Source organism: Frankia sp. KB5 (assembly GCF_002099325.1).
Classification (GTDB): Bacteria; Actinomycetota; Actinomycetes; order Frankiales; family Frankiaceae; genus Frankia; species Frankia casuarinae.
Genome location: NZ_MRUJ01000079.1, coordinates 17,964 through 33,770, shown reverse-complemented (window position 1 = coordinate 33,770; position 15,807 = coordinate 17,964). Strand labels below are relative to the sequence as shown.

At 70.5% G+C, this 15,807-nt stretch carries 10 protein-coding genes and 1 pseudogene; 9 read left to right on the top strand and 2 right to left on the bottom strand.

Annotation, left to right across the window (positions count from 1 at the left end; translation table 11 throughout):
* Window positions 1-21 precede the first annotated feature (21 nt).
* The 3 genes and pseudogenes from KBI5_RS09205 to KBI5_RS09195 form a co-directional block, all read left to right on the top strand.
* The gene (locus tag KBI5_RS09205) at window positions 22-264 is read left to right on the top strand and encodes a DUF4244 domain-containing protein (RefSeq protein WP_023840725.1); all 243 of its coding nucleotides are present in this window, start codon (window positions 22-24) and stop codon (window positions 262-264) included.
* A gap of 47 nt (window positions 265-311) precedes the next feature.
* The gene (locus KBI5_RS09200) at window positions 312-737 is read left to right on the top strand and encodes a TadE family protein (protein ID WP_035729185.1); all 426 of its coding nucleotides are present in this window, start codon (window positions 312-314) and stop codon (window positions 735-737) included.
* Window positions 713-1,120 (top strand): annotated as a pseudogene (locus KBI5_RS09195) (Rv3654c family TadE-like protein); the annotation flags it as partial. The gene KBI5_RS09200 and the pseudogene KBI5_RS09195, both read left to right, overlap by 25 nt.
* A gap of 32 nt (window positions 1,121-1,152) precedes the next feature.
* Here the strand turns inward: KBI5_RS09195 and KBI5_RS26950 are convergent.
* Together KBI5_RS26950 and KBI5_RS09190 are read right to left on the bottom strand one after the other, a co-directional pair.
* Window positions 1,153-1,731, bottom strand: coding sequence for a hypothetical protein (locus KBI5_RS26950; RefSeq protein WP_165758241.1), 579 nt, complete (start codon window positions 1,729-1,731; stop codon window positions 1,153-1,155).
* Between the two features lie 112 nt (window positions 1,732-1,843).
* Entirely contained in the window at window positions 1,844-4,114 is a 2,271-nt protein-coding gene (locus tag KBI5_RS09190; RefSeq protein ID WP_347272488.1) for a DEAD/DEAH box helicase, read from the bottom strand.
* Between the two features lie 471 nt (window positions 4,115-4,585).
* Here KBI5_RS09190 and KBI5_RS09185 point away from each other — a divergent pair, with 471 nt between their 5' ends.
* The 6 genes from KBI5_RS09185 (at window position 4,586) to KBI5_RS09160 (ending at window position 15,718) form a co-directional block, all read left to right on the top strand.
* Window positions 4,586-4,927 (top strand): anti-sigma factor antagonist, encoded by a 342-nt coding sequence (locus tag KBI5_RS09185; RefSeq protein WP_085015003.1) that lies wholly within the window; start codon window positions 4,586-4,588, stop codon window positions 4,925-4,927.
* Between the two features lie 38 nt (window positions 4,928-4,965).
* Complete coding sequence (locus KBI5_RS09180; RefSeq protein WP_085015002.1) at window positions 4,966-5,496, top strand: ATP-binding protein; 531 nt, start codon at window positions 4,966-4,968, stop codon at window positions 5,494-5,496.
* Between the two features lie 517 nt (window positions 5,497-6,013).
* Window positions 6,014-8,353, top strand: coding sequence for a sodium-translocating pyrophosphatase (locus tag KBI5_RS09175; protein WP_085015007.1), 2,340 nt, complete (start codon window positions 6,014-6,016; stop codon window positions 8,351-8,353).
* A 457-nt stretch (window positions 8,354-8,810) separates the two neighbouring features.
* Window positions 8,811-11,960 (top strand): type I DNA topoisomerase, encoded by a 3,150-nt coding sequence (gene topA, locus KBI5_RS09170; protein ID WP_085015001.1) that lies wholly within the window; start codon window positions 8,811-8,813, stop codon window positions 11,958-11,960.
* Between the two features lie 299 nt (window positions 11,961-12,259).
* The gene (tmk, locus tag KBI5_RS09165; RefSeq protein ID WP_347272487.1) at window positions 12,260-14,338 is read left to right on the top strand and encodes a dTMP kinase; all 2,079 of its coding nucleotides are present in this window, start codon (window positions 12,260-12,262) and stop codon (window positions 14,336-14,338) included.
* A gap of 42 nt (window positions 14,339-14,380) precedes the next feature.
* Window positions 14,381-15,718 (top strand): DNA polymerase III subunit delta', encoded by a 1,338-nt coding sequence (locus tag KBI5_RS09160; RefSeq protein WP_241882771.1) that lies wholly within the window; start codon window positions 14,381-14,383, stop codon window positions 15,716-15,718.
* Window positions 15,719-15,807: the final 89 nt, after the last annotated feature.

Genomic DNA, 15,807 nt, shown 5'->3' with positions numbered 1-15,807 from the left:
GATCGTTGCGCGGAAAGGCTCATGTTCCTGGCAGCCCGCTCCTCGTGCCGACGCCTGTCGCGATGGCCGGTGTCCCGGCGGCTTCTCAGCGTGTGGCGCCCAGCCGTCCAGGCCCGCGACCACGGCATGTCCACCGCCGAGTACGCGGTCGGCACGCTTGCGGCCGTGGCGTTCGCCGGCGTCCTCTACGCGGTGGTATCGAGCTCCGCGACCCGGTCGCTGGTCTCCTCGGTGGTGCAGCGCGCGCTGACCGTGGCGTTCTGAGCGCGGCCGTGATGCCTGTGCGCTCCTCCCAGCGGCCGCCGCGGCCGGTGACCCACCGACGTGGRAGATCCGTCCGCGGGTCGGACCGCGGCCAGGCCACCGCCGAGCTCGCGATTGGCCTGCCCTCACTGTTCGTCGTCTTCTTCCTGGCTGCCTGGATGCTCGGTGCCGTCGCGGCCCAGACCCGATGCGCCGACGCGGCACGCATCGGCGCCCGCCTGGCCGCCAGGGGGGAGCCGGATTCGGCCGTGCACACCATGGTGATCCAGGCGGCACCCGTCGGCTCCACCGTGACGCTGCACCGCGGCGCGGGTCGGCTCGAGGTACAGGTGTCGGTGCACGTCGGTGGCATCGGCGTCAGCCGGCTGGTTCCCGGCATCGAGGTGGCGGCGCGGGCCGTCACCCCCGTCGAGGCGACGGTCGATCTTCCGTCCGATGCCCCCACCGGATGCCCGGCCCGGATGGTGCCGTGAGCGGGGCGCGCCGGCTGAGGACGCTGCCGACCGTCAAGCCGGGGGTAGCGCCGTCCGTCGCGGCCCCCGATGCGGGGTCCGCGACGGTATGGCTGCTGGCCGTCCTGTTCGCGCTGCTCTCGCTGGTGAGCGTCGCGTTCACCGTGACGGTGATCAGCGCGGTCCGGCAGCGGGCCGCTGGAGCGGCGGATCTCGCCGCCCTCGCGGCCGCTGCGATGCCGCCCGCCGACCAGCGGACGGTGTGCGCGCGGGCCGACGAGGTCAGCGCAGCCAACGGGGCGCGGCTGGCAGCCTGCCGGGTCGACGGCAACGCCGTCGAGGTGACGGTCCTCGCGCGCCTACCGGCGGTACTCGGCCCGCTCCCGGAGCTGTCCGCCCGCGCCCGTGCCGGGCCGTGGGGAGGAGCGGAGGGTGTCTACTTCCCGGTCGGCGTGGACGACCCGGTTCCGGAACGGACGCCCTCGCGAGGTTGGGCGGCGCCGCTCGCCGCATCACCGCCACTGTCACGGCGCCGCAGATCAGCGACGCGGGCGACGATCCGGTCGCCCCGGTGGGGATGGGTGATGATCTGGCCCGAGGACGCCGCGGTGGGGACGGCCGCGGGCATCGGAGCGGCCGCCGGGCGCGCCTCGGGCGGGGCCGTCCGGGTTCGCGCCCCGCCGGTGGCGGCTTCGACGGACCGGGGGCCGCCGGTGGCGGGCGCGGGCGGAGCGGCCGGCGCGGCCGGCGCGGAACGCACCAGCGCCTCCATCTCCCGGGCGCGCTGGCGTTCCATCCGGTGGCGGCGGCGATCCCGCGCGAGGCCCTGCAGGAAGAGCTGCACGCCGGCCGCTACCAGCACTCCCGTGGCCAGGCCGAGGACGAACAGGCCCCAGGTGTCGAACGAGAGTATCTGTCCCATGATCAGGACTTCGGTGTGACCGCTGTTCTCCAACACGAGATCCGCGGTGAGAACTCCAGCCACCAGCAACAGCACGACACCGACGGTTACCACCGAGACCTCCAGAACCATGGACGTTGGTATAAACGACGGAGAAAAGCCGATCTGGTCGACATACCCGGGTCCGGTCGCGGGGGAACCACGCCGCGGCGAAGTGGTCACGGGGCTAGCCGATCATGGCGGTCACCGCGGCGAGGAGCCGCCAGGCAGCCRCCTTGTCGAGCGGCTCATTGCCATTTCCGCATTTGGGCGACTGGACGCACGACGGGCAGCCCGCCGGGCACTCACACGCTTCGATCGCGTCCCGGGTCGCAGCCAGCCAGGCACCGATTCGGAGGAATCCCCGTTCAGCGAAACCCGCCCCGCCGGCGTGTCCGTCGTAGACGAAGACGCTGGTGCGTTCGGTGTCCGGATGGAGCGCGGTCGAGACACCGCCGATATCCCAACGGTCACAGGTCGCGAACAGCGGGAGCAGACCGATCGCCGCGTGTTCGGCGGCGTGGACGGCACCGGGGACATCCGCAGGCTCGATCGCGGCTCGGGCAAGCAGGTCGTCGGACAGCGTGTACCAGACGGCCCGGGTCCGCAGCTGACGCGGCGGCAGATCGAGAGGCTCCTGCCCGAGTACCTCGCCCGTCGCGATCAGCCGCCGCTGGTATCCGACGACCTGGCTGGTGACCTCGACCACGCCGAGGTGCACCTCCACGTCGGGCAGCACCCGGGATCGCGACGACTCCACCACCCTGATGTCGGTGTGGTCACGCGCGGTGGTCGTCCATTCCGGCGCCGACTCRCATACGAACGCGACGGATTCCTCGAGGTCGAGGTCCTCGACCACGAAGCTCGATCCCTGGTGGAGATAGACCGCGCCAGCGTGCACCGTCGTGTGCGAGGTCGCGGCGTCCACGGTGCCCAGAAGCCGACCGGTCCGCGCTTCGACGATGYGAACCGGTGGTCCTCCCGCCCCTCGGATGTCCACATCCGGCCGGGCCCGTTGCGTCCAGAACCAGCCCGTGGGCCGGCGGCGCAGCCGGCCTCGGCGGACCAGGTCGTTGACGGCGAACGCAGCGGTCGGTCCGAACAACGCCAKATCCGCCTCGGTCAGCGCCAGCTCGGCCGCGGCGCACTCCAGGTGCGGAGCGAGCACGTAGGGATTGTCGGGGTCGAAGACGCTGGCCTCCACCGGCCGTCCGAAGACGGCTTCGGGATGATGCACCAGGTAGGTGTCAAGCGGATCGTCCCGGGCGACCAGCACGGCCAGCGATCGCCGGCCATCCCGCCCGGCGCGTCCGGCCTGCTGCCAGAGCGAGGCGAGCGTGCCGGGAAAACCGGCGGTGACGGTGGCGTCCAGCCCGCTGATGTCCACCCCGAGCTCGAGTGCCGACGTCGCGGCCGCCCCGAGCAGGGCGCCCGAGCGGAGATCCTCCTCCAGGGCCCGTCGCTCCTCCGGCAGGTAGCCGGCCCGATACGCCGCCACCCGGTCGGCGAGGTCTGCGGCGATCCGACCGAGTTCGCGGCGGGCGGTCACCGCCACCACCTCGGCGGCCCGTCGCGAGCGGACAAAGACCAGGGTGCGCACACCGTCCGCGACGAGGTCCGTCAGCAGGTCCGCGGACTCGGCGGTCACCGACCGGCGGACGGGGGCGCCGTTCTCGCCCGGGCCGGGCGCGGAGGTCGGGTCCTCCCGGTCCGGCGAGCTCTGCCCGGTCGTGAGCAGCGGAGGTTCGTAGAGCACGAAGTCCAGTGGCCCCCGCGGAGATCCGTCAACGTCGACCACCTCGACCTCCACGCCGGTGAGCCGTGCGGCCGAGACCCCGGGATCGGYGACGGTCGCGGACGCGAGCAGGAACACCGGATCGGTCCCGTAGCGCGCGCAGATCCGCCGCAGCCGGCGGATCACCGCGGCCACGTGTGCGCCGAACACCCCTCGGTAGCCGTGGCACTCGTCGACGACGACGTAACGCAGGCCGCGCAGGAACTGGGTCCACCGCCGGTGGAAGGGCAGGATGCCACGGTGGAGCATGTCGGGGTTGGTCAGGACCAGGCCGGCATGCGCCCGGACCCAGTCCCGTTCGGCCGCCGGCGTGTCCCCGTCGAACGCGGCGGCCCGGATACCGGTGAGCCGCAGCGACCGCACGGCTCTGAGCTGGTCGTGGGCCAGCGCCTTCGTGGGCGCCAGGTAGAGTGCCCGGGCACCGGGCTCGGCGAGCAGCCGGGACAGCACCGGCATCAGATAGCCAAGCGACTTACCCGAGGCCGTGCCGGTCGCCAGCACCACGCTGCGCCCGGCGTATGCGGCCTCGGCGGCAGCCGCCTGGTGGCTCCAGGGGCTCGCGATCCCGGCGGCCGTCCACCGTCCCCGCAGGACCGGATCGATCCAGTCCGGCCATGGCGCCGGGCAGCCGTCCCGAGCCGGGACACGCTCGATGTGCGTCATGCACCGCGCTCGTCGCACGTCGCGGCGCAGCCCGGCAAGGACCGTGTCCGCGCCGTCGACATCCACCGGCGAGCCCACGACGATCGAGGATATGCGTCTCGACGCGGTCACGGCGCCCCTCAGCCGGACGAACCCCCCGAACATCGCCCTCTCGGGCCCCCGGGCCCCCGGGCCGGGGATCATCTCGGCGTGGCTACGGACAGCGAGGCCGATGACAAGACGACAGGCGGACCACGGAGTGTCCCCGCGGGACCAGCTGCGCCGAAACCGCCGATGCAGTCGGTCGACCCCCACACGAGCGCCAAGATCGGGGATACATTTCATCAGACGTCATCAGCCGGCGATGCCGCAACACCGGACCCGCGATCTGTGTCGCGGCACACCGGATTGATCCTCCTCGTGGGAGGGTAATGGCGCCGTGATGTCGGTCGCCCGAAGCACGGGACGGCCGGAAGCACACAAGGAGGATCCGTGGACCTGTCCCTCACGACACGCCAGGAAGGCAACCACACGGTCGTGGTGGTGGGCGGCGAGATCGACGTCTACACCGCGCCGAAGCTTCGCGAGCAGCTCATCGATCTCGTGTCCGGGGRGTCATACCACCTCGTCGTCGACATGGAAGGCGTCGAGTTCCTCGATTCGACGGGCCTCGGGGTCCTCGTCGGCSGGCTCAAGCGGGTGCGTGCGCACGAGGGTTCGCTGCGTCTGGTCTGCACTCAGGAGCGCATCCTGAAGATTTTCCGGATCACCGGCCTGACCAAGGTCTTCCCCATCCACTCCTCCATCGAGGAAGCCCTTGCCGCCAGCGACTGAGCCGGACATCACTCTTTCGCGAAAGGCAGGCCCGCCGTATGCCCACCGTTGAGCTGCGGTTCGCTGCACTGAACGGGCACGTTCGTACCGCCAGGATGATCGCGAYGGCGGTCAGCCGGCGCGCGGGAGTTCCGGTCAGCGCGGCCGACGAGATCAAACTTGCGGTGACGGAGGCATGYACCCGAGCGGTGCGCGTCAACCGCAGGCATGCGCCGCAGGCCCCGGTGCATGTCGCGCTCACCGATGGCGCCGATTCCTTCACCATCACGGTGGCCGACTGCGGCCGGACCGGAGACGAGGTCGCCCCCGGTCCGGACGGTGGCCTCGTCACCGCGACCACCCTGCTCGAACTCGGATCCGAGTCGACTCAGCCGCCGGGTTGGGCGGAACCGGCGGACGACGATCCCTCGGCGGACAACTCTGGTTTCCCACCGGGGCTCGGACTCGCCCTCATCGAGGGACTCGTCGACGAGATCGAGATCAGGCGTGGCCCCGACGGCGTGGGTACGGTTGTCGCGATGACCTGGCACACCGGCGCCACATCGGACCCCTGCGAATCCGCGGTGTAGGACCTCTCCGGTCTCCCTGCCTGGGCCCGGCGACTGTTCCAGCCTCCGACCGTGCCGCCATGTGCCCCGCGCCAGGTTCCGAAGGTGGGGCACATGGAACCTGACATGGAGGTGGAGCCACGGCGCCAGTCTGCCATGTCAGTAACAGCACGAGCGATCTTTTTATGCCGAATATTCCTGAATCGATCCGTTTCCGGATTATCGCCGGGGCGGTGAGAGGTACCCGAGAGCACGCGACCCGGGCCGCCGCTGCTGAAAAACGAGCGCACGTCACAGACGTGTGGATAGACTCCGCCGCATCTCATGGACGGCTGATCCAACCATCCGTGATTCCCTTGGTGCTCCCCGTGAGACCGGTCAGATGCTTGGAAATGGGAAGAACCGACCGATCTCGCCCAAAGCGCCGCCGGATGCGGCGCGTGGCCGTGACCGTCTCGATGCCGTGGCGACCGCCGAAAGGGCGCCCGAGAGCACCGGCACCCTCACGGAGGGCGCACAGAGCAGACCGGGAGGAGCCATGTCCTCGATCCAAGCCCTACAGGCCGAGGGCTCTGGAATTGACCTTAGCGGCAGAGCCCTCGGCCTGGTCGCCGGTGTGGCGATAGTCGCAGCCCTCGCATTGCTTGTTGCCGGTTATCTGGTTCGTGAGGTATTGGCGGCGAGTCCAGGCACCCCGAGGATGGTGGAGGTCGGCCGGGCGGTCCAGGAGGGCGCCGCCGCCTATCTCAGACGGCAGTTCACCACACTCGCGGGATTCGTCGTCGTCATCCCCTTCGTACTGCTGCTCCTGCCAGCCGAGAACACTGGAGCGAAGATCGGTCGGTCGATCTTCTTCGTGGTCGGTGCGATCTTCTCCGCGTTGGTCGGATTCGTCGGGATGTCGCTGGCGACCCGGGCCAACACCCGCACTGCCGCCGCCGCCATGACCCGAGGGGAACGAGCCGCCGTCCGCATCGCCTTCCGCACCGGGGGGGTGGTGGGGATGTTCACCGTCGGTCTCGGACTCCTGGGGGCGGCGGCCGTGGTCCTCGTCTTCCGGGACACCGCCCCCCAGGTCCTGGAGGGATTCGGATTCGGCGCCGCTCTGCTCGCGATGTTCATGCGAGTAGGCGGAGGGATCTTCACCAAGGCCGCCGATGTCGGGGCGGACCTGGTCGGCAAGGTGGAACAGGGGATTCCCGAGGATGATCMCCGCAACGCCGCGACGATCGCCGACAACRTCGGCGACAACGTCGGCGACTGCGCCGGCATGGCCGCCGACCTGTTCGAATCCTATGCGGTGACGCTCGTCGCGGCGCTGATTCTCGGGGTCGAGGCGTTCGGCGAACGCGGCCTGGTGTTCCCCCTGCTCATCCCGGCGGTCGGGGTTGTGACCGCGGTCATCGGAATCTTCGCGGTGTCGCCGCGGGCCGGTGACCGCACCGGAATGTCCGCCATCAACCGGGGTTTCTTCATCTCCGCGGTGGTGTCCGCGATCGGCGTCGTCGCCGTCTCACTGCTCTACCTCCCGACGAGCTTCGCCGATTTCCCCGGGATGCAGGGAAGCACCCAGTCCGGTAATCCACGAGTGATCGCGATCGGCGCGGTCCTGATCGGGATCGTGCTCGCCGCCGCCATTCAGCTGCTAACCGGGTATTTCACCGAGACCGGCCGCCGGCCGGTGCGGGACATCGCAAAGGCGTCGCTCACCGGACCAGCCACCAACATCCTCGCCGGAATCGGGGTGGGTCTGGAGTCGGCGGTCTATTCTTCGCTGCTCATCGGTGCCGCGATCTTTGGCGCCTACCTGCTCGGCTCCGGCAGCGTCACGATCGCGCTGTTCGCGGTGGCGCTGGCGGGGACCGGTCTGCTGACGACGGTGGGTGTCATCGTCTCGATGGACACCTTCGGGCCGGTGAGCGATAACGCACAGGGCATCGCCGAGATGTCCGGCGACATGGACGAGGCGGGTGCGGCCATCCTCACCTCGCTCGACGCCRTCGGCAACACCACCAAGGCGATCACGAAGGGCATCGCGATCGCCACCGCGGTGCTCGCCGCCTCGGCGCTGTTCGGCTCGTTCACCGACACCGTCACGACGGCTCTCCGCGACGCCGGAGCGCTGCCCGAGGYGGGTCGGGGCATCGTTGGCGGCCTGAACATCGCCTACCCCGACGCGCTGGTCGGGCTCACCATAGGTGCGTCCGTGGTCTTCCTGTTCTCCGGGCTCGCGATCAATGCGGTGGGCCGCGCGGCCGGGCGGGTCGTCCTGGAGGTACGCAACCAGTTCCGGTCCAGGCCTGGAATCATGACCGGCGACGAGAAGCCGGATTACAGTGCGGTCGTCGACATCTGCACCCGCGATTCGCTCCGCGAACTGATTACACCGGGAACGCTGGCGGTTCTCGCCCCAATCGCGGTCGGTTTCGGCCTGGGATACCCGCCACTCGGTGCGTTCCTCGGCGGCGCCATCGCCGGCGGCGTGCTGATGGCCGTGTTCCTCGCGAACTCCGGCGGGGCCTGGGATAACGCGAAGAAGATGGTCGAGGACGGCCACCACGGCGGAAAAGGCTCGGAGGTCCACGCGGCCACGGTGATCGGCGATACCGTGGGAGATCCATTCAAGGACACCGCCGGCCCTTCGATCAACCCGCTGCTCAAGGTGATGAATCTGGTCAGCCTGCTGATCGCTCCGACGGTCGTAAAGTACTCGGTGGGCGCGGACGAGAACACGGGGCTGCGCATCGGTGTCGCCCTCGCCGCCCTCGCCGCCATCGCAGCCGTGATCATCATCTCCAGACGACGGAGCTCAATGATCAACGATGTGCCCGATATGACACAACCGACACCGGCTCCCAGCGAAAAGATCAACGCCTGACCCACATCGCTCCGCCACCGCCGACCCCCGCGGCTCGCACGAGGCCACGCGGGTCGGCGGCGCTGTTTCACACCGATGGAACCTCGAGAACCGATGGAACCTCGGAATCGGGATCGGGTACCGCCCGTGGGCCGGGTGATGCGCCAGCGGACCATCCGTGCCACCCACGTCGGATCGGGGAAGYAGTGGGTGAGCGTCGGGCTACGGTCGCCATACCCGGACGGGAGGATCCGCGAGACGGAATGGCGGCGTACGGTGCTGCGAGGCACCGCTCTCACTCCGACGGCCGCCGCCCGCACGACCACCGTCCGCCGGACACCCGCGCCGCCCCCGCCAGATCCAGTAACGCGCTCCGCCTCCGCAACATCCGCCATGTTCGAGACCTACGCTCCGTAGAAGCAACCTACGCTTTCGCCCCACAGAGCACTAAAACGAGCACGTCGCACCGAGGAGAGAAGTGCCAGCGCGCACGAAGACGACGACACGGGCGACCGCGCGGTCATCCGCACCGGTCGCCGAGCCCACCGAGGCCGGGCTCCCGCCGGAGACCGGCTCGAGCGAGGCATCGGCCGACGTACCCGCCGGCGCCACCAGCCGGACGGCGAACGGGCGAACGGAGGCTGGCCATTCGGCGAACGGCTCAGGCGGAGCCACCGGCGCCCACGGCAGCCGCGCCACCGGCTCCGGCCCGGGCAACCGCCTGGTGATCGTGGAATCGCCGGCGAAGGCGAAGACGATCGCCGGCTATCTCGGTCCGGGGTGGCAGGTCGAATCCAGTATCGGGCACATCCGTGACCTCCCGCGCAGTGCCGCCGATGTCCCGGCCGCGCACAAGGGCAAGCCGTGGGCTCGGCTCGGCGTCGACGTCGACAACGACTTCGAACCGCTCTACATCGTGACGCCGGACAAGAAACCGCAGGTCAGCAAGCTCAAGGCGCTCGTGAAAGACGCCAGCGAGCTCTACCTCGCGACGGACGAGGACCGCGAGGGCGAGGCCATCGCCTGGCATCTGCTCCAGACACTGAAGCCGACGGTGCCGGTCAAGCGGATGGTGTTCCACGAGATCACCCCCCAGGCGATCCAGCGGGCCGTCGACAATCCGCGCGATATCGACAAGAACCTGGTCAACGCTCAGGAAACGCGTCGCATCCTGGACCGTCTCTACGGCTACGAGGTCTCTCCCGTGCTGTGGAAGAAGGTCATGCCGAGGCTGTCGGCGGGCCGGGTCCAGAGCGTGGCGACCCGCATCCTGGTGGAGCGGGAACGTGCCCGGATGCGGTTCCACTCGGCGGAGTACTGGAACATCGAGGGCCTGTTCGGGGCGACCGTCGCCCGCCAGGCGTGGTCGGGCGCGGACGGCACACCGGGATCCGGGCCGGATGGACCCGGCGCCGGGTCCATCCGCGGCGACGGGGTCGAGAAGACCCCGCTCCCGGCAACCCTGATCGCCCTGAACGGCAACCGGATCGCGACGGGTCGTGACTTCTCCCCGACGGGGCAGCTCGTCTCCTCCGGGGTGACGCGGCTGGACGAGGCCACCGCCCGGTCGCTGGCCGAGCGGCTCGCCGACGCCGCATTCACGGTGCGCTCGGTGGAGACCAAGCCCTACCGCCGTTCGCCGTACCCACCGTTCATGACCTCGACGTTGCAGCAGGAGGCCGGCCGCAAACTGCGCTTCTCCAGCCAGCGCACGATGCAGGTGGCGCAGCGGCTGTACGAGAACGGCTACATCACCTACATGCGGACGGACTCGACGAACCTGTCCAAGACCGCCCTGACCGCGGCCCGCGCGCAGGCGGCGAGCCTGTACGGGCCGGAGTACGTGCCGGCACGCCCCCGCACGTACGCCAAGAAGGTCAAGAACGCGCAGGAGGCCCACGAGGCCATCCGACCCGCCGGGGACCACTTCCGGACCCCGGGTGAGGTTCGTGGCGAGCTCGACGTCGACTCCTACCGGCTCTACGAGCTGATCTGGCAGCGGACGGTGGCCAGCCAGATGGCGGACGCCCGCGGCACGAGCGCCACGATCCGGCTCGGCGCGACCTCGTCCGCTGGGGAGGACGCCGAGTTCTCGGCATCGGGGAAGGTCATCACCTTTCCCGGTTTCCTGCGCGCCTACGTCGAGGGCGCCGACGATCCAGACGCGGAACTGGAGGACCGGGAGCGGCGGCTGCCGGACGTACGGCAGGGCGACCCACTGACCACCCGCTCGCTGACCCCCCGCGGGCACACCACCAGTCCGCCGGCGCGCTTCACCGAGGCCAGCCTGGTCAAGACGCTCGAGGAGCTCGGGATCGGTCGGCCGTCCACCTACGCCTCGATCATCGGCACCATCCAGGACCGCGGCTACGTGTGGAAGAAGGGCTCGGCCCTGGTGCCGAGCTTCGTCGCGTTCGCCGTCGTCGGCCTGTTGGAGGACCACTTCACCCGGCTGGTCGACTACCGGTTCACCGCGACGATGGAGGACGACCTCGACGACATCGCCGCCGRCACGGCCGCCTCGACCGACTGGCTGACCCGCTTCTACTTCGGAACCGGCGACGGCACCGACCCGGCCGCCGACGGACTGAAGCACCTGGTCAATGAGCGGCTCGGAGAGATCGACGCCCGCGAGGTGAACTCGATCCCCCTCGGCGAGACCGACGACGGCACCCTGCTGGTCGTCCGGGTGGGCCGCTACGGCCCCTACGTCCAGCACGGGGAGCGCCGTGCCAGCGTGCCGGACGATCTCGCACCGGACGAACTCACCGTCGACAAAGCGCTGGGGCTGCTGGCCGCGCCCAGTGGCGACCGGATGCTGGGAATCGACCCGGCGTCGGGGGCGACCATCACGGCGAAGGCGGGTCGCTTCGGCCCCTACGTCACCACCGACACTGACCCGCCGCGCACGTCCAGTCTGCTGCGTGGCATGTCGTTGGAGACGCTGACCCTCGACGACGCCGTGCGGTTGCTCACCCTTCCGCGCATTCTGGGTGCGGGGGATGACGGGGAGGAGGTCACCGCCCAGAATGGCCGCTATGGCCCATACGTGAAGAAGGGTGCCGAAAGTCGGTCGTTGGAATCTGAGGATCAGTTGTTCACCGTGACCCTGGACGAGGCCTTGGYGCTGCTCTCCCAGCCCAAGGCCCGCGGTCGGCGCCAGGCCGCGCAGAGCCCGCCGCTGCGCGAGCTCGGGACCGACCCGGCCAGCGGCAAACCGATGGTGGTGCGGGAGGGCCGGTTCGGCCCCTACGTCACCGACGGTGAGACCAACGCCAGTCTGCGCAAGGGCGACACGGTCGAAACGATCACCGATGAGCGTGCCGCGGAGCTGCTGGCAGACCGTCGGGCCCGCGGACCGGCCACCACGAAGCGTCCTGCCCGGGGCACCGCGAAAGCCGGCACCGCCAAGACCGGCCCGAAAACCACCAAGGCCAAGCCGGGTACGGCGAAGTCCGGCACCGCGAAGTCCGGCACCGCGAAGACCGGCACCGCGAAGACCGGCACCGCGAAGACCGGCACCGCCAGGTCCAAGACCGCCCGGACGGTGACGGACGACGGCGGCGGCTCCGATGGCTCCGATGACTCCGGTAGCTCGTCGTCCAGTGGCACCCGCCGGACGGACTGATGGCGCTGCCGATCGGTAGGAGCCCTGGAGAACCTGGAGAAGCGGACGCGCCCCGGGTGGTTTCCGAGGTTACGGCGTTCACCATCGGCGACACGGAGACCACATCTGGTAACGCAGAGTCGTCCAATGTGACCGGCAGGTCCACCACCCCGGTCGAGACGTCCGGAGGAGACCCTGTGGCCACCGACCATGCAGCCGGATCTCGGGACGCCGGGCGGCGCCCACCCTGGCCCGTCCGGCGACCGCGGGTCCGCCGCTYGCCGAGCAGGCATCCGGTGACGACGGTTCCCTCGCCGCCAATGCCGTCCACCATCGCCGCCGGAGGCGACAGCGACATCCGGGCCGTCCTGCGGATCCCCGCGTTCCGCCGGATGTGGATTCAGCTCAGCCTGTCCAGCCTGGGTGACTGGATGGGTCTGCTGGCAACCACCGCACTGGTGACCCAGCTCCAGGAGAGCTTCTCCGGGCAGGCGTACGCCATCGGCTCGCTGCTGATCGTCCGGTTGATGCCGGCCCTGATCCTGGGCCCACTCGCCGGTGCCCTCGCCGACAGGCTGGACCGCCGGCTGACCATGGTCGTGACGGACGTCATGCGGTTCGGGYTGTTCATGTCGATCCCGATCATCGGGACGCTCAAGTGGCTGCTCATCGCATCGTTCCTGGTGGAGGCGGTCACCCTGGTGTGGGCGCCGGCGAAGGACGCGAGCGTCCCGCACCTGGTGCCCAAGGAGCGGCTCGCGGCCGCCAACACCCTCAGTCTGATCATGACCTACGGCACGGCCCCGATCGCCGCGACGATCTTCACGATGCTTGCGACGATCTCACGGACGCTCGGCTCCAGCGTGTCGTTCTTCCATGACTCCTCGGTCGACCTCGCGTTGTACTTCAACGCGGCGACGTTCCTCGGCTCGGCAATCGTGATCTGGGGACTGAAGGGCATCGGACGGGCCGCGCGGCCGGAGACCGGCCCCGAGCCCGGGTTCTTGGCCTCCATCACCGAGGGATGGCGCTACGTCGGCCAGGACAAACTGGTCCGCGGACTCGTCGTGGGCATCCTGGGCGGGTTCGCCGGCGCCGGCTGCGTCATCGCCCTCGGCCGGCTCTACGTCGAGATCCTGGGCGGCGGYGACTCCGCGTACGGGGTGCTCTTCGGCGCGGTGTTCGTCGGCCTCGCCGCCGGCATGGCCGCCGGTCCCAAGCTGCTCGGCGACTACAGTCGGACCCGCCTGTTCGGCGTCTGCGTGACCGGGGCGGGTATCACCCTGGTGATCGTCGCGATCATCCCGAACCTGGTCATCGCCTGCATCCTCGTGGTCGCGGTGGGGGCGTTCGCCGGCGTGGCCTGGGTGACCGGATACACCCTGCTCCAGGCCGAGGTCTCCGACGAGCTGCGGGGGCGCACCTTCGCCCTGGTGCAGTCGCTGGTCCGCATCGACCTGCTGCTCGTGCTCGCCGCCGCGCCCGGCCTGGTTGGCCTCATCGGCTCGCACAGGATCCATCTGTGGGGCGACATCAACGTCCGCGCGGACGGCGTCACCGCGGTCCTGCTCGCCGGCGGTCTGCTCGCCGTCGCGGTCGGCCTGTTCTCCTATCGGCAGATGGACGACCCGACCGGAGCCGCGGTCTGGCCCGAGCTGTGGAACGCGCTGCGCGGCCGGCGGCCGGCGGCCACACGTCCCCGCCGCACCGGCCTGTTCATCGCGATCGAGGGCATCGATGGCGCCGGCAAGAGCACACAGGTGGAGCTGCTACGAACGTGGCTCGCCTCCTCCGGCCGGGAGGTGGTGGTGACCTCCGAATCCGGCGGCACCGCGCTGGGAACGGGCCTGCGAGAACTGCTCCTCGACCCGACGGTACGGCTGCACCCCCGGACCGAGGCGCTGCTGACCGCGGCGGACCGCGCCGAACACGTCGCGCAGGTGATCGAACCCGCGCTGGCCCGGGGAGCGATCGTCATCACCGATCGTTACGTCGACTCGTTCATCGCCTTCCAGAGCGTGAGCCAGGCCCTCAGCACCGACGAGCTGTCCGTCCTCRCCCAGTGGGCGACGCACGCGCTGCTTCCCGACGTCACGGTCCTGTTGGATCTGCCGGCCGAGATCGTCCTGCGCCGCGCGCGGATGACCGCGTATCCTGATCCGCCGCCGGGGCCGCCGGGGCCGCCGGGGCCGCCGGACGGCCCGGCCGAGGCGGACGACGCCGGGAAGTTGACCTTCCAGGGCCGGGTACGCGACACGTTCCGTCGGCTGGCGCAGAAGGAGCCCGATCGTTACCTTCCGCTAGACGCGACGCGGTCACCGGAGGAGATCCACGCCGAGATCCGCTCGTTCATGGCCAGCCGCATCGATCGGCCAGCCGTCCTGCTCGGTGTGCTCTGACCGACGCGCTCCGGACCGGCGTGGCTCGGGGATGATGGCCCGGTGACGGTCTGGGAGACGCTTGTCGGGCAGGACGCGGTGGTCGCGGCGCTGAGCGCCGCGGCGTCCGCCGCGAGTGCCGGGCTCGCGAGTGGAGGCGGCGCGCCGGCTGCCGCCCGTGCCGGGATGACGCACTCGTGGCTGTTCACCGGACCCGCCGGGGCAGGTCACCAGGACGCGGCGCGCGCCTTCGCCRCAAGCCTCACCTGCGAGAACGAGCCGCCGGGCTGCGGCGAGTGCACCGGCTGCCACACCGTRCTCACCGACACGGCCACCGATCTGCGAACCGTGCAACCGGAGGGGCTCTCGCTCGGTGTGAAGGACGTGCGCGCGCTGGTACGCGACGCCGCCAGCGCCCCGACGGCCGGCCGCTGGCGCATCCTGCTGATCACCGATGCGGACCGGCTCACCGAGGCCGCGGCGAACGCCCTGCTGAAGGCCCTCGAGGAGCCGGCGGATCGGGCGGTGTTCCTGCTCTGCGCCCCCTCCGTGGAGGACGTGCTGCCCACCATCCGTTCCCGCTGCCGGACGGTCGCGCTACGGCTGCCCTCGGCCACGGACGTCCGCGACGCGCTGGTTCGCGAGGGAGTCAACGAGCAGGTCGCCGAGACGGCGGCGCGGGCTTCCCAGGGTCATCTGGCCCTGGCGCGCCGGCTCGCCTCGGATGAGCGGGTCCGGGCCAACCGGGCGGCGGTGTTGCGTATCCCGGCCCGGCTCGGCCGGGTCGGTGACTGCCTGGCCGCGGCGGCCGATCTGGTGAGCGCGGCGAACGCCGACGCGGAGGCCGCGAATGCGGAACGCGACGAGGTGGAGACCGAGGCGCTGAAAACCGCGCTCGGCGTCGGTGCCACGGCGGTCGGCGGGAAGTCCAGGTCCGCGCGGGCCCCGAAGGCGGGGGCCAAGGGCCGGACGATGGTGGTGCGGGGTGCCGCGGGGGCGCTCAAGGAGCTGGAGCGGACCCAGAAGAGCCGAGGTCGCCGCACCGTCCTCGATGCGCTGGATCGGGCCCTGGTGGACCTCGCGGGGCTGTACCGGGATGTCCTGGTCCAACAGCTCGGCGCCGGTGTCGACGCGATTCATCCTGATCACTGCGTCGAGGCCGCCGGATACGCCGCGGCCTGCACTCCGGAACAGACACTGCGCCGGCTGGAGGCTGTCCTCGCGACCCGGGCGTCACTGGCCAGAAATCCCGGCCTCGTCCCACTGCTCGCGCTGGATGTCGGACGCGTCGGCCATCCCGACGAGCACCGGCAGGTCGCCGATGTCGTCGCTGACCCACTGGGGCGCCCACATGCAGGTGGCGACCTCGGGGCCCTCCTCGGTGGGGACGAACCGGCGTAATGGCCTGTCTGGGCGGAAGGCCGGGCATATCCTGATCGCGACGCGGACATGCCCTTCGACCAGGTCCGCCCGGGCGGGACCCGGCGGGC